Below are 21,923 nucleotides of genomic sequence, written 5' to 3' on the forward strand. Positions count from 1 at the left end.
CGACAATATGAACGGAGTATGAACAAGAAAAAAATGCTACGGCGTCACATGCAAGGAAGCTTGCACACGATACCGTAACATGGAGAATACGGGGACATCGTTTGACAATCCGAATTTTACATGAGGAATCTAGTTACTCAGTCGGCGTTGTGATCGGCAAAGTGACTATGACAGTCGTTCCTCGGCCGGGTTCGCTTTCCACTCGGATGTCGCCTTGATGAAGCGATACGATTTGTTTAACAATGGCGAGTCCCATACCGCTACCGCTATACTTGCGACTGTGGGAACGATCGGCCTTAAAAAATCGCTCGAATATACGCTTCTGGTCCTCTAAGGAAATACCGATCCCCGTGTCGGATATTCGGACGATTACGTTTTTAATATCTTGCAGGATGGTGACGCTAATTACGTCGCCATCCTTGGAAAATTTGATGCTATTGGCAATTAGGTTCGTCCATACCTGGTTTAACAGATCATAATCAGCCGTTAGGCTAACGGCCTTCAAATTGAGCTCGAAACGGATGTTGCGAGCCGACCATTGCGGCTGGATCGCGACGATGACTCGTCTAATCTGTTCATCCAGGCTGAACGTGCTGAGCCGGAGCTGCTGTGACTGCGATTCAAGCAAACTTAGCTTGAGCACACTATCGCTCATCTTGGACATCCGCTCTGCTTCCGCGATAATAATATCGAGATAACGGCTTCGCTCGTGATCTGCGATATTTACTTGCTTAAGCGCTTTAGCATAACCGGATATTGAGGTGAGCGGCGACTGAACTTCGTGCGATACGTTCGATACGAAATCTCTACGCATCTGCTCAAGTTGCTGAAGATCATGCATCATATCTTCGAAGCTGCGAGCCAAAGTACCCAGCTCGCCCTTTTGCTTAATATTCAGCTTGACGTTGAAATCTCCGGTAGCTATTCGCTTGGTTGCTTTTGTCAGCTTTTTGATCGGTTTTACCAGGAATATAGAGGCAACCAGAATCAATAAGCTTCCTGCAATCAACGAACAGGTTGCAAAGATCCAGGCCCACTTGACGACAAAAGAGGCGGAAGGCGGGGCGAGCGTTTCCAGAAACATCGCTTTCGTTCCCGTTTCCGTTTTTAGCGGCAGTCCTAAGAGGACGGAGGCAATCCCATTCGGAGTGTCTTGAACGACGCCGCCGTCGATTACTTTCTTCAGCTGCTCCTCCGTCACAACGGCCGGTTTGTGTCCGTTAAGTTTTCCGTAAGACTGGAACTGACCCGTTGCTTCGTAAATTCGAATGTAATAAGAATCGAGCTGCTTCATTTCGCTTACGAACGAATCCGCTTCACGCAGCGGAAGGGTTTTGTAAATCCGGACGATGTCTTGGCCAAAGTTACGCAAGTTGATTTGTGCGTTTTCGTTTAATTTATCTTCAAATATCCAAGTGGACACAAAAAAAGCAATGACCGTGCCTGCGATGACGCTGACTAGAAATGTAAGAACAACACGTATATATAAGGATTTGATCATTCACAAACCTCAAGCCGATAGCCGAGCCCGCGCACCGTTTCGATCCGAAATTCGGGTGTCGAGGCGAACCGTTCACGCAGACGTTTAACATGCACGTCTACCGTCCGATCATCTCCGGCGTAATCGATCCCCCATATCTGATCGATCAACTGACCGCGCGTATAAACTTGCCCGGGTGTTCCGGCGAGCTTATACAGGAGCTCAAACTCTTTGAGCGGCAGCGTGAGCGACTCCGTCCCTCTCATTACCTTATAGGTCTGCCGATCGAGGATGACGCTGCCGAACTGGATCGTCTGCGTGGAGCCAATCCGGTATCGTTTCAATAATGCCTTAACACGAACCGTCAATTCCAGCGGATCGAATGGTTTCGTCAAATAATCGTCCGTCCCGAGTTCAAAACCTTTCACTTTCTCCCATGTTTCGCCTCTCGCAGTCAGCATAAGTAAGGGCAGATCGGGATTGGCTCTTCGGAGTTCCTTGCACAACGTCCAGCCATCCATAATCGGCATCATAATATCGAGCACGACAAGATCAATATGCGTCGAGGTATAGACGGCCAGTGCTTCTTTGCCGTCTGCCGCTTCCGCTGTTGAGAATCCGTCGTTCCGTAGAAACAAACAGACGAGTTCGCGAATGTTCGCATCGTCATCCGCAACCAGTATAGTAGGCATCTGCTCCCTCTTTCCTGTTTTCCATCCTGTATAGTAGTAGATATCATTATACTATAAATAGGTTTGATGTACCCTTCTCCTATTATTTCTATAAACAGCAGGGTACCATTCATCTTCGATAAAATCGACAATCGAATCCGGATTCAAGTTTCCGCATCTCTTTCGCCGCGCAGACATTAATTTAATACCGGGCTATTTTGATCCAAGCGAAGTTGATCTTCCTTTACGGGCATGGTAGTATTCCCCTTATCAAATAAGGTTTTTGTCACAGGGGGAACTTTACATGAACTGGAATCATGATACGAAAGCGTCCGGCTGTAACCGAATTGGTCTGGAATTTCTTCGGCCGCTCCCGATTTTATGAAAGATCAGGCAGCATCCGGTTCCGTGCTCAGTCGGCATGTACTGAACCGGACCCTGCTCCAGCGGCAGCTTCTGCTCAGCCGGCCAGATTTGTCCGTGCCGGAAGCCATCCGTCATCTGGTCGGCCTTCAAGCTCAGGCGTCCAATCCTCCTTATATCGGGCTATGGACACGGCTTGAAGACTTCCGTCATGAAGACTTGTCTCAACTGCTCCTGGAACGGCAGGTGGTACGAATCGCTATGATGCGCTCTACCCTTCACCTGGTTACAGCTCACGACTGCCTTGGCCTGCGGCCGCTTCTGCAGCCCGTGTTGGACCGCGGCCTGAAAGGCTCTTACGGCCGTAAGCTTGCCGGTCTGAACATTGGAGCGATTGCAGCTGCCGGGAGAACGCTGGCCGAGCAGGAACCGCGTACGTTCAGCGAACTAGGATCGCTTCTGGGCAACCAGTGGCCGGACACAGATCCTGCAGCGCTCGCGGCCGTCGTCCGCACACTCGTGCCGCTTGTCCAAGTGCCGCCACGCGGAATCTGGGGCGTCGGGGGCCTCGCCGCCCACACGCCTGCCGAGACTTGGCTCGGCAAGCCACTCCAGGCCAGCACCGGGCCGGACGAGATGCTCCTTCGCTACCTGACCGCATTCGGCCCTGCCACCGTGCAGGATATGCAGGTCTGGTCCGGACTGACTCGCCTGCGCGAAGCGGTAGACCGTCTCCGTCCGAGACTGATGACGTACCGCGACGAGCATGGAAGCGAGCTGTTCGACGTGAGCGGATTGCCGCTCATGGACCCGGACAGCCTGACTCCGCTGCGTTTCCTGCCGGAGTTCGACAACATGCTGCTGTCTTATGCCGATCGGAGCCGCATTATAGCGGAAGAGCACCGCTCCCGAGTCTTTACCGTCAACGGCATCATCCGGGCCACCGTCCTTGTCGACGGATTCGTAAGCGGTACTTGGAAGGTTGAACGATCCCGCGGTTCAGCAACCCTGGTCATAGAGCCCTTCAAGCCGCTGTCCACGGAGTACCGAACGGCTTTGGCCGAGGAAGGCTCCCGGCTCCTCCGGTTTATTGCGGAAGATGCGGAAACATACGATATCCGTTATGTTAAGCCTGAATAAGGCTATGATCTAAAAAAGCTGACCACATCACTCCGAAAGTGTGATAGGGCCAGCTTTTTACTTTAGGCTATGTTAAATTCTAATGTTGATATTTGAGCATAAGAAAACCACCTTGGTGAAAAGGCGGTTCATTGAGCAATCGTTTCCGTTATTGGAAATACAAGATCATATCACAACAATAAGCAAGCAGAGAAATTCTTACTCAAATAATATTGCAATCATTAATAAATTCCAGCTGTTTTGATAGTGTTTTTTTTACGGGACAGTTCGCTACCCTTTTCAATACTTCCTCCCTGGTTTCTTTATCGATTGATCCGGAAATATCAATTTGATACTTAAAAATAGTCTTTTCTTCATTGCTTCTATCTAGTTCAACTTTAACAGTAACCCCATCATAAGATAAATTCATAGAATCCAACACCATTCTCGTTGTAATATTCAAACATGAAGCATAGCCGGATTCAATCAGATCATGTGGTCTAAAATATTTACCACTTCCCCCTTTCTCTTTGGTAACATCTGAATCAATTTTCGAAGTACCGTTATAAAGCTCGGTAATATAAGCTTCGCTTCCACTTGTTGAGATAACCATAGTCTTCCCTCCAGTTATAAATTTTTCACTTTATAAATCAGGATAACTCTAAAGACACCATTAGTTAAATACATTAGATCAATTTACTTAATAGATATTACCTATAAACTTCATCCATTATCGAAACATTTTGATCCGTTCATGATCTCCTTTTTGCAGATCGCTGCTACAACCATTCCAGAAATTGATCCGGCGTATGCACGTTATCGTCTAGAACCGCAGTATAAATGTCATAACTCCTCACGGTTTTGCCATATTCAGCACGTTCGGCCCATATACTCTTGATTCTGAGGATGGAATGACGCCTTTCCGGAGTTAGGCGTTCCGGCATTGTCTTAATATGTCCAAGATCAGGCTGCCTTTCCGGTTCATCAATAAACCAGATGTCTAGCTTCCAATCCTTATCTTGCCCGGACCTATATTTCAGGCCAAGGTACAATCCGTCAGGATAGGTTGGATCCGTATTCCAAGTGCCAGAATCGTTAATAAATTTCAGCTCCCGCACGCCCGTACGGACCATAATTTCCGAAGCAATCTGAGCTACAACATTTTGATCAAGCCGCGAACAGATGACCGTGATATCCAAATCTCTCCAGACCATCAGCCCGAGAGCCGAACTGCCGACCCGAACCGGCTCCCCCGCTTGGCTCAACAAATCGTTGAGTTTCAGTTCTTCTGCTATCTTTCCCGCTTCAGTCTGCAGAGCTTTCTGCTGCAAAATCAATTCGTTGTCGGACATTGTCCCCTCTCCTTTATGTTCATCAGCGAACGGAAATGAAATACCCGGATCATAGCAGGGCAAGTTGAAAGTATCTTCAGCTAGGTAATGATGGACAGAGGTCCTCCCGTCTTTGTTGTCCTCTGTCATTATCTGGACTTAGACCTTCTTACATAGTAACCCCGGAAAAAAGAAAAAACAAAAGAAGAAGTACATTACAACTGCACTTCTTCTTTGTCGATTCGTTCAAAAGCGAATAGGGTTCCTTTTTTCCTATTGCTTGCTTTCGCTTGAATAAAGGGTTGCTTCGGCAACTTGCGCTAAATCCTCCGCTTTCGTACTGATTTCCTGGATCGTTGCGGAGAATTCCCGGATCGCCTTCGACTGGGTATCGGTAAGCGTGTAAATGTCGGAGAAAGCATGATTTAACCGCAGCAAAAGTTCCTGAATATTTTTAGTGATGCCATTAATCTGATCCACATTCTCTTTGGAGCTGGTCGCCAGCTTCCGAATCTCATCGGCTACGACGGAGAAGCCTCTCCCGACTTCACCCGCTCTTGCCGCTTCAATGGCAGCATTAAGTCCCAACATGTTGCTTTGATCCGAAATCTCCTTAACCACAGCGGAAATTTTACCGATCTGCTGCGCACTGGAGCTAACGTCCTGCATTTGGTGGGTAACGTCGGTCACACGGTCGGTAAGGTTCGAAACGGATTGGCTGATATCTCCGATAGACGCCGTCGTTTGTTCGACAATTGCGGAAAAGCTTTCGGCCATTTCAAAAAGCTTGTTCGCTTTCTCAAGGCTTGTCCCCATGCCTACGCCGCCGATAACCCTGCCCTGCTCGTCATGAAGCGGGATAGCGCGTGCGGCAAGAGGAAAACCAAACAGCTCTTTCGGAACGACTGCCGTTAGAGGCGTATTATTCCGGATCGCATTGGTTACGATATCTCCCTCCATTAGCGGGTCCCCCGGGCTGACATTCAGCGAAAAGGTTTTGCCCGGAATGTTGATGATCAGCTTCTCCGTGTCATAAATGCCAATTGTGATGTCGTCATGATTCAGACTGGACAACAGTGGAGCTACCTTTACAAAGGCCCTGATCAATTCATGCTGTGTCTGCGCTTCTGTCACGTTATTCATGTTCTCTTCTCTCCCCAGCCCTTAATACGGGAATTTCCTTTGTTTGTAATTAACCGAAATCCACTTCAGCGTCGTAAATTCATCCAAGCTCCATTCGCCGTTCAGACGGCCCAAGCCGGACTGTTTCTCCCCGCCAAAAGCTACGATCGGCTCGTCGTTAATTGTGATATCGTTCACATGGATCATCCCGGTGTGGATCTTCTTCGCCATTTCTACTCCGCGCTCAAGATTGGAAGTGTGAATGGCTCCGCTGAGCCCGAAACGTGTATCGTTGGCAATTTCAATCGCGTCTTCTTCGGTTTCGAACGGGATGATACACACAACCGGACCGAACAACTCCTCTTGAGCAACGGCCATATCCGGTTGAACATTTACAAGAACGGTAGGCTCTACCATTCTGCCGGTAATCTTCCCCTGCACCAACGCAGAAGCGCCTTGCTCAATGCCGCTTGCGATCAGCTTCTCCAGTGTTTCGGCTTGACGGTTGTTGATGACGGGGCCAATGATGGTCTGCGGATCACTAGGATCACCCGTTGTGAGTGTGGAGACCTTGTCTCTGAATTTATCCGTAAAATCCTGATAGATCGTCTGCTGAACGAGAATCCGGTTGGCCGACATACAGATCTGGCCTTGATGCGTGAATCTGCTGAATGTCGCGGCTTGTACCGCATAGTCGATATCCGCATCCTCCAGGATAATGAACGCACTGTTGCCGCCTAGCTCCAAAAGCGGCTTTTTGAAGTTTTTGACGGCCAGTTGGCCGATATAACTTCCCACCTTAGTCGAGCCCGTGAAGGAAATGACCCTCGGAATCGGATGCTCGACGAACGCGTCGCCAATCTCCTTAATATCCGTCACCACAACATTCAGCAAGCCCTTCGGTACTCCCGCTTCTTCGAAAATCTTGCCGATCAGAGTACCACCGGTAATCGGTGAATCCTCGTGCGGCTTCAGCACCACGCCATTGCCGGCCCCCAGCGCCGGAACAACCGACTTCATGGACAAGAAGAAAGGAAAATTGAACGGGCTGATCACCCCAACCACGCCGACGGGGATCCGGTACAGCCGGTTCTCCTTCCCGTCCTCTACGGAAGGCAAGATCTTGCCCTCCATTCTAAGCGGGAACGTTGCCGCTTCCTTTATCATATTTTTCACAAGCCCGATCTCAAAGGCAGCCTTCAGACGTGTTCCACCCAGTTCTTGAACAATAATGGACGTAATTTCTTCCTCATGAGCTTCTATGTATTTAACCGCGTTCTCAAGGATATCGCGTTTGGCGTAAGGGTTAACCTTGTCCCATTCCAGCTTCGCTTTATAGGCAGCTTGATAAGCGCAATCTATGTCCGCAACATTGGCTATTTGAAAAGTGGCGATAACCGCATCATTATACGGATTGATGTCAGGCAGCGATTTAGTGCTCTTGCCGTCTCTCCATTCGCCGCCTATAAATTGTTTGCCCAACTGTTGGAAGTCCATATAATCCCCTCTTTGACTGTTAATTAATAGCAACGTATATATCGACAATCTGGCGGATATTGTTAAGGTCCCTCAAGATTACAATTGTGTGAAGGACATCCTCCCGGTTGAATCCGTCAAGGACTGCCAACGCAAAACCAGCCTTCCCTATTAAAGGAAAGGCTGGTTCTCTTTAAGCGGCAAGCGCTTAGTTCCGGCTGCGGCGGTTTTTATTCATCCGCTCCTATATTCACTGCTGCGCCCCGTACACGAGGATCGCCGTCGATATCAAGCGAGCCTATAATGTCCGGCTCGGTCGATCCGGCGTCAATTGCCGGGGAGCCCGGCTTCAGATGGAAATCGCTCGATGCCGCATTTACGAAGGAGGGATCGGCAAACAGCGAGTGAGCGTCATTGCCCGTGCCTTTTTTATAGGCGGCAAAACCGTTGTACGTCACATTTTTCCATGTCCAGGCCGCATTGGTACTGCCCCCTGGCGCAAAGTACAAATTATAATCCACAATGTTGCCCGAATTTTTCGTATATTCGTTATAGATCAGAACATTCGAAGAGCTCGCTACGAAAATATTATTTTTAATAACATTGTTTTGAGTATCGTACTGGACATACAGTTGTCCGCTGCCGTCACCCAAGGTGTCGTTTTTATAGAAGGTATTGTTCACGATTACGCAGTTTGCCGTTGCTCCCCGCTGCTTGTCGTAACCTCCCATAGCCAGCCCGGTCAAGCGGTTGTTGTAGATCATATTGCTTCGGACGGTAATACGGCTGGTCGCTTTGCCCGCGTGTTCGGAAGCGATCTCGATGCCGATATCGTTGCCGTAGCTGTAGTTCCTCTCGATCAGGTTGTCTTTGCCGCCATCGACATAAATGCCGCCTGCCGAATTGCTGTTGTTCGGAAGTTTTTTGCCGTACGAAGGGTTGTTATTGGATGAAATGTTGTATACGCGATTACCGCGGATGACTCCGTTTCTGGCCTGGTCATATGCGGCATCCGGCGCCTTGCCTTCGAAACCGATCACGTCGATGCCGATGTTGTCGTTATCGTGGATCGTGTTGTTCGTCACGGCGAACGTGTCGACGTTGCCGTTGAGAACCAAGGACTCGCTGGAACCCAGCACGAGATTGTACAGCTCATTCCCGTCAATCGTAACGTCGTGGATCGACTGGGGAGCTTTCGTCCCGTACACAGCGATGCCGTGGGCGTCCCTTCCCAGAAGGTCGGTGCCTACCGGAGCGGCCGTGTTCTTGATATCATGCACTTTGTTGCCGGACAGGTTTATGAAGCCTCCGGCACCGTGCACGTAAATGCCGACCGGCATGACATTGCTTTTGGCCGTCGTGTAGTTGCGGACCTCAAATCCTTTAATGTTGACATAGCTGGCATCGGTGAGGTCGATCAGCCCTTCCGTTCCGCTGACCGAAAGTCCCGTACCGTCGATAACGGCGGCCTCGGAATTGTAGGACGAGAACGTGATCGGGCCTTGCTGCGCAGAACCGGATTTCGTGATCTTCAATTTCTCGTTGTACACGCCGCCCCGGACGTAGACGGTGCTGCCGGGACCCGCTTGATTCGCCGCATATTGCAGCGTCTTCCACGGCGAGCTTAACGTACCCGGATTGGAATCGTTCCCGTTCGCCGCCACATAATAGTCGGGGCCTGCAGCCGATACAGACGGCGATTGGGCAATGCCCAGTCCTAAACCCAGCACGGCGGTCAGGCTTAAACTCGTAATGAACGTTTTGCCGATTTGCACGAATAATCATCTCCCTGATTGGTTAATGTAGTCGGTCTTTGCTTCGCTTCAACGAAACCGCGTATACCTCTGCGAGAATGTGTGGGCCTCACCTCCCTTGTCCGAGTTTAGACGGCGGCCTGCTCTTTCAGCAGCCTGCCGACGGCGTCAGTCGTCGGCAGATTGCCCGTTCCCCCGACGCCGAGCGTGGACAGTGCGCCGCACGCGTTGCCGTGCCGGAGCAGCTCCTCTCCTTTCAGGCCTTGGAGAGAAGCGTATATGATGCCGGCGTTAAAACAATCCCCGGCTCCCGTCGTATCCCGGGGAGATACCCGGAACGGTGCGGCTGTTACGACGCTCCCGTCCGGAGCAAGCAGGCTCGCGCCCTTGGACCCTTGCTTGACGGCCACCCGTCCTGCTGCGTTACCGAGCTTCTCGCGGATATCTGCGATCCGGTCCGCCGCGAAAATATGCAGCGCCTCGTCCTCGCTCGGCATAAACAAGTCCGTTTCCTCCAGCAGGGAACGGATCCCCTCGGAATCCCACTCCTTGCGCACGTCCCAACCCGCGTCGAATGAAGTACGCGTTCCCCGGGCCCGGGCCTCTCTGAAAAGATTTTTCCAATGCGGTCTCATGCCGTCCTGCAAAAAGTAGGAACCGAAATGCAGATGATCCGCTTCGCGCAGAATATTTTCCGGAATATATTCGGGTACTAACATCGGGATACTGCCCGGATAAGTCAAGAGACCCCGGTCGGAAGGAGTCGTGAACGACAAGGTGACACCGGTCTTAACATCCGGCAGTACTGTCACTCCGTCGGTGTTCACACCCATACGCTGCAGCTCACCGATGCAGAAGGCGCCAAGATCATCTTGGCCCGCAACTCCCACGAACCTTACATCTACTCCCAGACTGGCCAGCGCGCAAGCGGTAATCGCAGAAGAAGAACCGAGCACCGTTTGGAACCCGTCGACGATTTTCTCCCGGTTCCACTCGGGTATTACATCCCTTCCGGATACGATCAAATCCGCATTAATCTCGCCGGCGACGACAACGACCGGTCTACTTTTGCTGCCGGTATGCATCATTTCAGCACCGGAACGAAGTCCCGCTCCGCTTCGTACAGCTCCTCGAACATCTCGCCGATTTCTTCGAGCGAGCATACGGCTGCGGATAACGGGTCCACCATCAGGGCATGGCGGGCCATTTCTTTATCCTTGTGGAGCACGGCGCCTGCGGCCAGTTCGAAAAAGGCCATATTGGAGCGGCACAAAGCGGCGAGATGCTCCGGCAAGCTGCCGAAATGACAAGGATGAATGCCGTTGCGGTCGATCATGCAGGCTACTTCCACGATACCGTCGGACGGCAGATTTGTGATCAGGCCGGTATTGGGCACGTTGCCGTAGATGACTTTCGGCTCGTTTTTGAGCATGCCTTCGATAATGATGGCCGCATACTCATTGCTCGGCTGGAGCTCAAGCGGCCGTTTTCCTTCGAGCTGCTCGATGATTTTCTCATCGTTTTCCTTACGCCATATCGGCCAGTTTTCCGCGTAATAACCGGTCGCCCCGTTGTATCCCGAATTGCAGTGCCGGTCGATTAACGATTGGCGTTTGCGGTAATAAGGAATGTATTCCGAGAAATGCCCGCTCGATTCCGATACGAACGCCCCTAGATATTTCATCGCGTCGAAGCGTACCGGATCTTTTTTCAGCAGTTCGGGGTCCTGAATTTTCTCCAGAAGCAGCGGGTACAAATCTTGTCCTTCATGAGTCAGTTCGACAAACCAGGACATATGGTTGATGCCTCCCGCTTTCCACTGCATCTGCTCGTATGGTACCCCGGCATATTTGGCCAACTGACTGGACGTGTTTTGAATCGAGTGGCACAGGCCCACAACGGGAAGCGTCGTGATGCGGGACGTAAGCAGCGTGACGGCCGACATCGGGTTCGTATAATTGAGAATCGTCGCATCCGGGCACAAATCCTCGATATCCCGTACGATGTCCATCCAGGCGGGAAGCGTCCGCAGCGTTTTAAACAGCCCCCCGGGCCCGAGCGTATCGCCGATACACTGATTTACGCCGTATTTCAACGGAATTTCATATTCGTAACGGACGGTCTGAAGCCCGCCCACTTCAATCTGATTAATGACGAACTGGGAGCCGCCGATTACTTCCCTGCGGTCGGTAGAAGCGATTACGTTCCATTTCTTCCCCGTTTTCTCGATAATCCGGGCCACCAGCTTGCGGGCAATCTCCAATCGTTCCCCGTCGATATCCACGAGTGCGAGGGTGCCCCCCTCTATTCCTTCGATCAGTAAAATATCTGTCGTTATTTCCTGCGTAAATGCGCTTCCCGCGCCGATAATTGAAATTTTAGTCATAGTTGTTCTCTCCTTATCAAGGTCTATTTCATGCCGGTCATCGTCAAGCCTTTAATAAATTGCTTCTGGAAAATGAGAAATACGATAATCACCGGAATCGTTATTAGAACAGCCGCCGACATGACGACGTTATAATTGACGGTATGCGTTCCGTTAAAATAAACGAGAGCCAGCGGCACCGTCATTTTCCGGGTGTCGTCCAATACGATAAGCGGCCACAAATAATTGTTCCATGAATTCATGAAGGTAAAGATGCCAAGCGCCGACAACATAGGGAAAATAAGCGGCGTGATAATTCGGACCATCAACCGCAGTTCCCCCGCACCGTCTATTCTGGCGGCATCGAGCAAATCCTGCGGGATGTCCTCGATAAATTGCTTGGCGAGAAAAACACCGTACGAGCTGACCAGACTCGGTAAAATAATCGCCAGCAGCTGGTTGACGAGACCGAGTTTGGCCGTAATCAAATAAGTCGGGATCATGACGACCTGAAACGGGATCATCATCGTGGCCAGAATGAGCAGGAACAAGATCTTTTTTCCTTTGAACTCGTGTTTGGCGAAAATATAACCGGCCAGCGCGCTCGTAAAAAGAGTCGCTGCCGTAATGACGACGGATGTCACCGCGCTATTTAGCAGCCATCGTACAAAAGGCGCATCCACAAGCACCGTGCGATAGCCCTCCAGGCTTGCCTCTTGCGGGAACAAGGTGTGCGATCCGGAGACAATTTCCATATTGCTCTTCAGCGAAGACAGAACCATCCAAAGATAAGGCAGCAGCATTAAACAACCGGCAGCCGCCAGTACGATCAGAATCGCTCCGTCCAGCCATCTGTTTCTACGTTGCATCTACTCGAGCCTCCTTCAATGTTCCCAATCCGTGCGGCCCCATTTAAGCTGCAGGACGGTCACGGCCAGAATAATCATCAAGAAAACAGTTGCCATTGCCGACGCATAGCCCATGTTGGAGTTGGAGAAAGCCATCTCATAAATGTGCAGGGCAATCACTCTCGTTTCGTTAAACGGTTCTCCCTTGGTCATAATCTGGAATTGGGCGAAGGCCTGAAAATAAGAGACGACCGTAGTCACGGATACGAACAGCATCGTTCTCCGCAAAAGCGGAAGCGTCAGATACCGGAATGAATGCCAGCGGTTCGCTCCGTCCAAGAGAGCGGCTTCATAATACAGCCCCGGAATGGAATCGATTCCGGCGATGAACAGGACGATATTGTAGCCGATGTCCGCCCACAACGTCATGATAATGACGGAATACAACGCATAATGCGGGTCGCTCAGCCATTGGACGGGCGCCATATGCAGCTTCTCAAGCAGCATGTTGAACAGGCCGTGATTATAATTGAACATCGTGCTCCACACGATAGCCGTTCCCGCAAGCGGGGCGATCGTCGGCAGAAAAAACACCGTGCGCATTAAATTGCGCAGCCATCCTGTTTGCAGCCGCTGAATGGCCACCGCAATGAGCAGGGTGATGGCTATATTCACCGCAACGGCAACGACTACGAATTTAACCGTCACCCAGAGCGATTTCAGAAAGACCGAATCTCCCAGCATCCGTGCGTAGTTCTCCACACCGATGAAAGTCGTGTTGGAGCTGAGGGGATTATATTTGAAAAAGGACAGCCCGAGACTCCAGCCGATCGGAAGAAAAGCGAATGCGCCGAATAACAGCAGGATTGGAATCAGCGACAAATAAACAAACGCGCGCGCGTTCTTTCGGCCTTTATGTTGAGCTGCCGGTGGAATCTTTCGAGTTCTGCCTGCTGCCGGTTCAAGATTCATACTCCGATCACTCCGATCATTTGTGTTGATCCTGATTGTCGTTTATTGATTTTTCAATGCCCCTCAGACCCGCTTCCACGGTTTCCTGTCCGCTTGCCATTAATTGAAAATGATCGTTGATCACTTTGAAGAAATAATCCCGGTCCGTAATCGGTCCGATCCACTCTCCCAGCGTCAAAATATCCAGCGAAGTTTTCATAAACGGATTGGCTTTGAGAAATTCGGGATTTTCGGCCACCTCTTTTTTGGCGGGGACCGTAAACGTACTCAGGTTCCATTGCAGCAGATTCTCGTTGGAAGAAACGAATTCGATGAAATCGACGGCGGCTTTCCGCTGCTTGCTTTTTTGTGAGGCTACTAGTCCCCAGCCGGATTCGGCAGCGTATGAGGGCGGATTCGCCGTGAAAGACGGCACCGGCACATACTCGAAGTCTTCTGCCTTGTATGTATTTAAACCGGCGGCTATGGACCAGGGTCCGCGATACGTCATCGCCGAACTTCCCTGAAAGAAATAGTCGGAGATGTCAAGCTCTCCGCCGAACGTCGTGAGGTCCGCGACTTTATCGTCTTTGATAAGCGAAACTAGAGCTTGCATCGCTTTTTTCGCCTCCGGCGTCCGAAAGTTCACGTGATCGTTTTCGCCCCAATACTTCCCGTTTTGCTGCAAAATCATGGACAAGAACGTGAAGGTGATATTGTCGCCGGATACAAAATCAAACCCTTTCACCTTGATGCCCTTCCCGTCCCGGACCGTCAGTTTACGGGCGCTCTCCACAAGCTCTTCCCATGTAGACGGAGGCCCTTCGATTCCCTTCTCCTTCAACATTTTCGGATGGATCAGCATGCCGCCGTTTTCGATATTGAATTCGAGCGGAAGTCCGTAAAGCTTGCCGTTCAATGAATATCCCCCAAGCGGTGCTTTGTAATAGCCGTCCCGGAGACGTTCGCCGTCCGGTATTTCCGCCAGCAGCCCGTTCGTGGAGTAGACGGGAACCCAGGTGCCGAACATCTCGGCGATGTCCGGAGGATTTTTGGCAATGAAAGAAGCTTTTAGCTTCTGAGGGTAAACATCGTATGGAAAGGATTGATAGTCGATCTCTACTTCCGGATGTTTTGCCTGGTAAGCGGCAATCAAATCTTTATACGCATTCATAAAGGCATCTTCCTGATGGCTCCAAAAAACGAGTTTTACTTTACCGTCCGGATTTGCAGAATTATCAGCCGTCGTTTCTTTATCATTCGTGCAAGACGAAACAATAATCATTGCAAACAACAGAGAAATAAATGAAAAAAATCGGACTTTTTTCAATTTGTAACCCCTTTCTTTTTATTTCAACTGGAATTTTCTACGTCCACATAGAAATAATACCTCCATAAAAATGAGACGTCAATATTTATTTTGCAAATTAGTTGCATTTTTTTGATCGTAAATTGCAATTTATTTGTTCTTATTTTCAGTTGACCTGCGTTTTTATTTTACTTAACATAGAGAGTAAGAATTTTTGTTCGTTCATTCTTAAATGAAATGAAGGCAGGTTATAGCATGCCCACACTAAAAGATATAGCGGACCGGGTCGGTGTCTCCATTTCTACGGTTTCCCGTGTTCTGGCTGACGATATCAGCCGTGCCTCCCTTAGCAAAACTCGCCGGAAAATTTGGGACGCTGCCCAAGAACTCGGCTACACGATCAAGCTTTCCGCACAAGAGCCGGTGAAGAGAATCGGCTGTATCGTTTCCACGATGCAGGGAAGGCGCTACCATCCCTACTTCTCCGTTATTTTCGAGGGAATAGAGAAAGAATTGGCTCTTCACGGGTATCAGATTGCGTTCACTTATACGCAAGAAGATTTGCAAAAACCTGAAATTTTGCAGCAGGTCATCCACAAAGACCAAACCGGAGGCCTCATTATCATCGAGGGCATCGAGAAGAATTTGTATGACTATATCCGCAAGCATGTGGAGCATATCGTCGGAATCGACGTGTCCGACCCGGATATTCCTACCATCTCCTATGACCGGGTCGAAGCCGCTCGTACTGCCGTCAAACATTTAACGGATCAGGGCCACAGGGACATCCTGTTTATCGGAGGCACCGGCTTGTCCGGAGAATTCCAGAGGGAGAAACGCTACCGGGGTTACAAGCTGGCACTGGAGCAAGCCGGTTTGACGGTTCAGCCGCAGTATGTGCTTAACGCCGAGTGGGAACCGGATCAGGCTTACCGTCTCGTCCTGAATTACATCGACGAACATCGCGGCCACCTGCCTACCGCGGTTTTTGCGGCCAGCGATATTATGGCGATGGCGGCTATGCGCGCCATTTCCGAGAAGGGCTATGGAATCCCGCAAGATTTCGCCATTATCGGTTTTGACGACAACGAGCCTTCTCGTTACACGGTTCCTCCCCTCTCGACGATTCATATTCCTACCCTTGAAATCGGAAGTGTCGCCGCAAGAACGGTCCTTCAGGAAATGCAGACGCCGTATCCTCTCCCAGTCAAAATTTTACTGCCGTTTCAACCTCTATTTCGCCAGTCAAGCGACCGTCGTTTGCAGAAGCTTCAAGACAACAATAACGAAACCCGCTAAACACGGCTGCCCGGCAAAAGTCATCCTCCTCCGTAAGGACTTTATTTTCCCGGTCGAAGTGATACCTCGACTTAAAGGCCGATCCGTCTATTCACATAAAACAAGCCATCCTGGGCTAAAGCGAAGGATGGCTTGTTTTTTAATTTTTTTTCGTTAAATTTCAAAATCTCCTAACATTAGTTACCCACTGTCTCGGATCATTAAGATCGGCTGAATTAGTTTTGTTTTATTCGACTCTTATTCCTACGAAAACCAACAAAATACTTACAGTTACTTAAAATATAACTTGAAATACTTATATATTGTGATACATTTACTTATAAGAGGTGAGATTGTTGTATCAAGAAGAACGATTATTGAAAATACTCGACTATATTAAAAAGCACCACGCGATGAGTGTTATGGATATTTGTTCTCTTCTTCATGTATCCAGGGATACGGCCAGAAGAGATATTGTTAAATTAGTGCAAGAAGGGGTCGTCATTCGTACACATGGCGGTGTCGCTCTGCCTCAATTGCAGAAGGAAATCGCCACTTATCAAGAACGTTTAATTGATGAAACAGACAGTAAGCGAAAAATAGGGAAACTAGCGGCTAAACTGGTTCAAGATCACGAAACCGTCATTTTAGACGTATCCACTACGGTACAGTCTGCAGCCGAACAAATTTCTGCTAAACATATTACGGCTGTCACACACTCCATAGACATTGTAGGGATTCTGTCCGGCCGTGAAGATCTGCAAGTTTATGTGCTCGGCGGCTACTTACATGCCAAAAATCGGTTGTTATACGGACCTTCCGTTATCGAAAAGCTGCGAGAATTAAGAGCGGATAAGGCAATTATCGGAGCTACGGCCATACGAGCCGACGGGCTTTATTTTCCGTACGAAGAGGATGTTTCCGTGAAAAAAGAGATGGCCCGCAGATCGGATCAGGTCATTGTTGTGGCGGATTCTACGAAGTTTACAAGCAAGTCGGTTTATCGTTTAGATTTTGACTTTGTGGATATTTTGATTACCGATCAGGAAGTGCCTATCGATATTAAAGAAGTACTTCATAATAAAAATATAGCGCTTATACAATGTGAGGAGAAAGACAATTACGAGGAGGACGATAAGGATGAGTATTAAAATTTTACACCATGTAAACGTGATTCAAGAAGATAACTCCACTCTGTCTGTCACACTTTGGATACGGGACGGAATCATTGAAAAGATAGAAAGCGGTCTGGCTACTCTTCCGGAAGGTGACTATGAATATATGGACGGTCAAGGCCGCTTATTAATCCCAGGCATGATCGATGTCCACATTCACGGCGCCAACGGTTTCGATATGATGGATGGAAGTGAGACGAGTATTCAGGAGGTTTCGCGGGCTTGTGCGGCAACGGGCTGTACCTCGTTTCTGGCTACCTCCGTCAGCTCGACTATCGAAGACTTAATAGCCATGATTCGCAGTGTGAAACGTGTCGCCGGTCATGAAGTCGGGGCCAAAATCGCCGGGCTTCACCTAGAAGGTCCTTACCTGAATCCGAAGCGTAAAGGGATGCAAAATGAGCGGTTTTTACGGCATCCGGATCTTGCTGAAATGAAAGAAATTTTTAATGAAGCAGATGGGCTGATCAAGATGGTTACAATAGCTCCCGAATTACCCGGCGGGATGGAACTCATCTCTTTTCTGAAGGAAACGGGCGTAATTATCGCCGTCGCGCATTCTGATGCCACATACGAGGAAGCCAAACAAGCCTTTGAAGCAGGAGCCAGTCATGTTACGCATTGTTTCAACGGCATGCGTCCGATTCATCATCGGGATCCCGGACTGGTTGTAGCCGCTTTTGAAGAAGAACATGTAAGCCTTCAAGCGATTGTAGACGGCATTCATTTGCATCCCGCAATCGTTCGAATGATGCATCGTCTCAAAGGACCGGATGACATGGTTCTTATCACAGACGCTTTGCAAGCCATGGGACTCGGCGACGGGAAATATATGTTCGGCGGGCATCACGTTACGGTTTCCGAAGGTGTAGCACGCCTGGAGGACGGGACTTTAGCTTCCAGTACGGTTACGATGAATGAGGCGCTGCGTTTAACCGTAGATACCGGCATTTCTTTAACAGACGCGGTTAAAATGGCGTCAAGTTCGCCTGCACGGCTGTTAGGTCTCGCTAACAAAGGGAAGATTTCCGTCGGTTTCGATGCCGATCTTGTCTTGTTAGACGAACAATTTCAAGTACAATGGACCATGATCAAAGGTTCTATCGTCTAATTAACCGACATTTAAACTCGCTCCCCCCTCAACTTTAACCTTGGAATCTTACAATCGGAAAGGTAAAAAGATGAAAAACGGGGAGAGATTGCTATGCGTTTGTTTGAAGCCCTACTTATAGGCTCAAATCTGTTTCTGCTGGTCGTACTGCTTTTCATGAGGAATCGAAAAATCGGTCTGGGTGCAGGCTTTGCGGCTATCTGCGCACTGAGCGCCCATCTGATTTGGGAAGGATACCGCTGGCAATTGGCTCCCTCCTACCTCGTTTCGGTTATCTTGTTCATTCTGGTTGCCATAAGGATTTATCGAAATCCGAAATCCGTTAATCTCCGGAAAAAAACACGATACATCGGCTATTCTGTACTCACTGTGCTGCTGGGTTTTTCTGTTTTCTTGGCACAGGCGGTGCCGATATTGGTTTTGCCAAAGCCAGGCGGAGAGGCGGCGGTAGGAACGCAACTCTTTCACTTTACGGATTCCACGCGGCAGGACAGCTATCCTAATCTTCCCAAAAATGACCGCGAGCTTATGGTTAGAGTGTGGTATCCCGCAAAACCTCAACCCGGTAAAGGTGAGCTGCTGTTTCCCGAAGATCCGGTGCAGTTCAAAACATACAAGGAAAACTTCTCAGGAGTGTTCGGGCTCCCCGCATTTATTCTCGATTACTGGAAATATACGCGCGGCAATTCCCGCCTGAATGCTGAACTTCTCCCCGCTTCCGCGCCTTATCCGTTGGTACTGATTAGTCATGGTATGGGTACCGGCAGCGTGCTGCATGTCTCTCAGGCAGAAAACTTAGCCAGTCACGGGTTTATAGTAGCCGCTATCGACCATACCTACAGCACGGCGGCTACCCTTTTTCCGGACGGGCGGATAACCGGATTTGAGACAAAGACGCCGGCAAATGATTTTTACGCGTATGCTAAGCGTGTCGGAGCTGTGTGGGCAGCCGATATTCAGTTCGTCCTTTCGGAAATGGAACATTTGAATCAAGACCCCGAGTCCAGTTTGAAGGGCATGATAGATGTAAACCATACCGGTATCATGGGGCATTCGTTCGGAGGCGGGACTGCTTTTAACGTCACCTATTCCAGCGATAAGATCAAAGCCGGAATCGATATGGATGGAACGCTCTATGACCTGGAGGATAAAGGCCAGATGCCGAAGCCGTTCATGTTCCTTAACTCCGACAAAAGATCCACGCTTTCTGCGGCGATAAAGAACAATGAGGTTCCGGACAGTATCCGGGCACAACTGGTGAAGGAACAACAGGCGATGGACAGTATCGGTGCCCGTAACGGACAGGTCATTCATATACGGGGAACGGACCATTTCAATTTTACCGACCTGCAGTTCTATACGCCGATGTTAAAATATACAGGTATGACTGGGGACATTGACGGTTACAGAGGGGCTGCCCTTGTCAATTCTTATGTGCTAGATTTCTTTACCAGACATTTGAAAAAGAATGGCGGTAAACCTCTTTGACGACGGCACCATTTCTAATCCGGACCACCTGCCGGGAGCCAGCCTTTCAGCAGGGCTCCCCCCTCGGGATGGTTACTAACGGCAAGGTCGCCTCCGTGCCGCCTGACAATTTTTTTGTGAAATGGTTAGCCCCAGAACGCTGCCTCCGGTTGAACGATTTCTAGAGCTTTCCCCACGATATAACAGTTCAAAAACGCGCTCTAGTTCTTCCGAGGAGAAGCCCGGCCCTGAATCACGTATCGTAAACGTTATTTGATTCCCGTCCGGCGTCAAGCAAATTAACAGGCAAACGGATTTCCTGATCCGGAATTGTAATACTGCGACCGTTTCTCGGCATTGTGCCGGGGAACGGTCGTTTAGCTTTTTTGAAAACATTCGTCGTTGTGGAAGGAATCAATAAAAGAAATAGTGACTTTCCTTTTATTTTTTATTTTGTTACTTTAGGTCTTGTCGGCTTCACGGCCTTGAAGCACAAAGTGCCAATCTTCGCCTTTGAACAAAAACACTTTTTGCACCCTTTTGGAAATCAATTCCGCAACCGGAGCGCCTCTTTTCCTACTTTATAAGTGAGGGCCTTAAACAAACCGAACGGAAGTGATGGAGTGGAAGACAAAGAAATCATACAGCTGTATTTTGCGCGCAATGAAAGAGCCATAGAAGAAACAGCCAAAAAGTATAAACATTATTGTGTTCGGATCGCCCTTAATATTCTGTCCAGCGTGGAAGACGCGGAAGAATGCGTGAACGATACCTTTCTGGGAGCGTGGAGAGCGATACCGCCGAAGTCACCCGCTAAGCTTTCGTCTTTTCTTGGGAGAATCACGCGGAATATCGCCTTGGATAAATACGATTATCACACGGCCAAAAAACGCAGCAAAGAATTTGAGACGATACTTGATGAACTGAACGATTGCTTATCCTCTTCCGATAACGTCGAAAGCCGGTATGAAGAAGAACAAATGGCCGAAGCGATCAGCCAATTTTTGAAGACCCTAAATGAAGATCATCGTAATATTTTCGTGAGACGATATTGGTACTCCGATTCTATGTCGGATATCGCGTCGCGATTTTCGATAAGTGAAAGCAAAGCCAAATCGGTTCTGTTCCGAACACGAAAAAAACTCCAAACATACCTTAAGAAAGAGGGTTATTCGGTATGAATAATAAAGATCTCTTTAAAACGATCGGGTACATAGACGACCAACTTATTGAAAAAGCTCATACGGCGAGACGCGCGACTAAAAAATCTTATGCGCTGTGGGGTTCGGTCGCTGCCTGTGTCGCACTGGTATCGGGGTTGGCGCTTTATGAGTCCCCTCCTATTCCCCAGCCTGCCACACCGCAAATTTTCCAGCAGTCCCTGCCCGCGTCTCCGACCGGAATCCGGAAATTGTTAACGTACAACGGTTATCGTTATGCATTCGTCGACGACGGCGCACCGTTTAAGTTCACGGGAACTGAGCCGGTAAAATCGCTCGGAACGTTAGTAGCGGATACCGGCCCCGAGACCGGGAAGAACACTGAAGGCAGCAATGTGGAAAAGGACTATACCGCAACTTTCGCCATCGGGGGGAAACTGTACGAGATTCCTGCGTACCCGTCCCATTTCCGGATTGCGGTTCAATATGAACAGAACTTCTACTTGGCGGAGATCGTCGCGAAGGTAAACGACTCCGCAATTTCCGCAAAGGAATACCTGGATATGTCCAAACTTAAGGAACATGTGCGGGACATTCATATTCTGAATCATGCGGGGAACGACGTGCTGAAGAAAATGACGGACTCCGCTTCTGTGAAGTCCATCGTCGAAGGCCTTTACACGGCCAAAACGGCGGATTTAACCAACCGGGAATTCGAGGGCATCGCGGAGGCGCAATCCCAGGGGAAATCGTATCAACTGAAGTTTAACCTTAAGGACGGGACTGGCATGGCCATGTATATCATCCCGGAGTTAAAAATTGTGTCGATGGGAGACGCGTATTATCAATTGCCCGATCGTTTCTTGGATCTGTCCGGCGATTTATTTAAAAACCTGAAACAAGACGCGCTGCCGTTATACTAATCCTGTTAACCTGATGCCAA

19 protein-coding genes and 1 pseudogene are annotated in these 21,923 nt (G+C 49.3%); 7 read left to right on the top strand and 13 right to left on the bottom strand.

The window, feature by feature from the left end; genetic code table 11:
* Positions 1-133: 133 nt before the first annotated feature.
* Both PCH01S_RS02720 and PCH01S_RS02725 read right to left on the bottom strand, forming a co-directional pair.
* Complete coding sequence (locus PCH01S_RS02720; RefSeq protein WP_042226581.1) at positions 134-1,501, bottom strand: sensor histidine kinase; 1,368 nt, start codon at positions 1,499-1,501, stop codon at positions 134-136.
* A complete protein-coding gene (locus tag PCH01S_RS02725) occupies positions 1,498-2,172 on the bottom strand; it encodes a response regulator transcription factor (RefSeq protein WP_042226583.1) in 675 nt (224 codons plus the stop codon). Before PCH01S_RS02725 ends, PCH01S_RS02720 begins: the two co-directional genes overlap by 4 nt.
* A gap of 360 nt (positions 2,173-2,532) precedes the next feature.
* Between PCH01S_RS02725 and PCH01S_RS02730 the strand changes: the two genes are divergently transcribed.
* On the top strand, positions 2,533-3,654 hold the full coding sequence (locus tag PCH01S_RS02730) for a winged helix DNA-binding domain-containing protein (protein WP_042226585.1): 1,122 nt from the start codon (positions 2,533-2,535) through the stop codon (positions 3,652-3,654).
* Between the two features lie 202 nt (positions 3,655-3,856).
* Here PCH01S_RS02730 and PCH01S_RS02735 read toward each other — a convergent pair whose 3' ends face one another.
* The 10 genes from PCH01S_RS02735 to PCH01S_RS02780 form a co-directional block, all read right to left on the bottom strand.
* Positions 3,857-4,246 (bottom strand): OsmC family protein, encoded by a 390-nt coding sequence (locus tag PCH01S_RS02735; RefSeq protein ID WP_042226586.1) that lies wholly within the window; start codon positions 4,244-4,246, stop codon positions 3,857-3,859.
* Positions 4,247-4,412: 166 nt separating this feature from the next.
* Positions 4,413-4,985 (bottom strand): hypothetical protein, encoded by a 573-nt coding sequence (locus tag PCH01S_RS02740; protein WP_042226587.1) that lies wholly within the window; start codon positions 4,983-4,985, stop codon positions 4,413-4,415.
* 252 nt (positions 4,986-5,237) lie between these two features.
* Positions 5,238-6,107, bottom strand: coding sequence for a methyl-accepting chemotaxis protein (locus tag PCH01S_RS02745; protein ID WP_042226588.1), 870 nt, complete (start codon positions 6,105-6,107; stop codon positions 5,238-5,240).
* Between the two features lie 21 nt (positions 6,108-6,128).
* Positions 6,129-7,583, bottom strand: coding sequence for an aldehyde dehydrogenase family protein (locus PCH01S_RS02750; protein WP_042226590.1), 1,455 nt, complete (start codon positions 7,581-7,583; stop codon positions 6,129-6,131).
* 209 nt (positions 7,584-7,792) lie between these two features.
* Positions 7,793-9,337 (bottom strand): choice-of-anchor Q domain-containing protein, encoded by a 1,545-nt coding sequence (locus PCH01S_RS02755; RefSeq protein ID WP_042226592.1) that lies wholly within the window; start codon positions 9,335-9,337, stop codon positions 7,793-7,795.
* A gap of 107 nt (positions 9,338-9,444) precedes the next feature.
* Positions 9,445-10,401 carry a carbohydrate kinase family protein gene (locus tag PCH01S_RS02760; RefSeq protein ID WP_255246821.1) on the bottom strand — a complete coding sequence of 319 codons (957 nt, stop codon included), beginning with the start codon at positions 10,399-10,401 and terminating at the stop codon, positions 9,445-9,447.
* Positions 10,401-11,702: an alpha-galactosidase gene (gene melA, locus PCH01S_RS02765; RefSeq protein WP_042226595.1), complete on the bottom strand. Its 1,302-nt coding sequence runs from the start codon at positions 11,700-11,702 to the stop codon at positions 10,401-10,403. The genes PCH01S_RS02760 and melA overlap by 1 nt, the downstream gene beginning before the upstream one ends.
* Before the next feature lie 23 nt (positions 11,703-11,725).
* Positions 11,726-12,550: a carbohydrate ABC transporter permease gene (locus PCH01S_RS02770; RefSeq protein ID WP_042226596.1), complete on the bottom strand. Its 825-nt coding sequence runs from the start codon at positions 12,548-12,550 to the stop codon at positions 11,726-11,728.
* 15 nt (positions 12,551-12,565) lie between these two features.
* On the bottom strand, positions 12,566-13,501 hold the full coding sequence (locus PCH01S_RS02775) for a carbohydrate ABC transporter permease (RefSeq protein ID WP_042226597.1): 936 nt from the start codon (positions 13,499-13,501) through the stop codon (positions 12,566-12,568).
* A 16-nt stretch (positions 13,502-13,517) separates the two neighbouring features.
* Positions 13,518-14,654 carry an ABC transporter substrate-binding protein gene (locus PCH01S_RS02780; RefSeq protein WP_241688687.1) on the bottom strand — a complete coding sequence of 379 codons (1,137 nt, stop codon included), beginning with the start codon at positions 14,652-14,654 and terminating at the stop codon, positions 13,518-13,520.
* Between the two features lie 390 nt (positions 14,655-15,044).
* Here PCH01S_RS02780 and PCH01S_RS02785 point away from each other — a divergent pair, with 390 nt between their 5' ends.
* From PCH01S_RS02785 to PCH01S_RS02800, 4 genes are all read left to right on the top strand, one after another.
* Positions 15,045-16,088 carry a LacI family DNA-binding transcriptional regulator gene (locus PCH01S_RS02785; RefSeq protein ID WP_042226600.1) on the top strand — a complete coding sequence of 348 codons (1,044 nt, stop codon included), beginning with the start codon at positions 15,045-15,047 and terminating at the stop codon, positions 16,086-16,088.
* A gap of 335 nt (positions 16,089-16,423) precedes the next feature.
* Entirely contained in the window at positions 16,424-17,218 is a 795-nt protein-coding gene (locus PCH01S_RS02790; protein ID WP_174446776.1) for a DeoR/GlpR family DNA-binding transcription regulator, read from the top strand.
* A complete protein-coding gene (gene nagA, locus PCH01S_RS02795) occupies positions 17,208-18,353 on the top strand; it encodes an N-acetylglucosamine-6-phosphate deacetylase (protein WP_042226604.1) in 1,146 nt (381 codons plus the stop codon). Before PCH01S_RS02790 ends, nagA begins: the two co-directional genes overlap by 11 nt.
* A gap of 93 nt (positions 18,354-18,446) precedes the next feature.
* Complete coding sequence (locus tag PCH01S_RS02800) at positions 18,447-19,841, top strand: alpha/beta hydrolase family protein (protein WP_042226605.1); 1,395 nt, start codon at positions 18,447-18,449, stop codon at positions 19,839-19,841.
* Between the two features lie 14 nt (positions 19,842-19,855).
* Here PCH01S_RS02800 and PCH01S_RS29585 read toward each other — a convergent pair.
* Positions 19,856-20,105: pseudogene (locus PCH01S_RS29585) on the bottom strand (ATP-binding protein); the annotation flags it as partial.
* Between the two features lie 338 nt (positions 20,106-20,443).
* Between PCH01S_RS29585 and PCH01S_RS02805 the strand changes: the two are divergent.
* On the top strand, positions 20,444-21,001 hold the full coding sequence (locus tag PCH01S_RS02805) for an RNA polymerase sigma factor (protein WP_042226607.1): 558 nt from the start codon (positions 20,444-20,446) through the stop codon (positions 20,999-21,001).
* Entirely contained in the window at positions 20,998-21,903 is a 906-nt protein-coding gene (locus PCH01S_RS02810; protein ID WP_241688689.1) for a hypothetical protein, read from the top strand. Before PCH01S_RS02805 ends, PCH01S_RS02810 begins: the two co-directional genes overlap by 4 nt.
* Positions 21,904-21,923: the final 20 nt, after the last annotated feature.

Source organism: Paenibacillus chitinolyticus NBRC 15660, assembly GCF_000739915.1.
Classification (GTDB): domain Bacteria; phylum Bacillota; class Bacilli; order Paenibacillales; family NBRC-103111; genus Paenibacillus_F; species Paenibacillus_F chitinolyticus.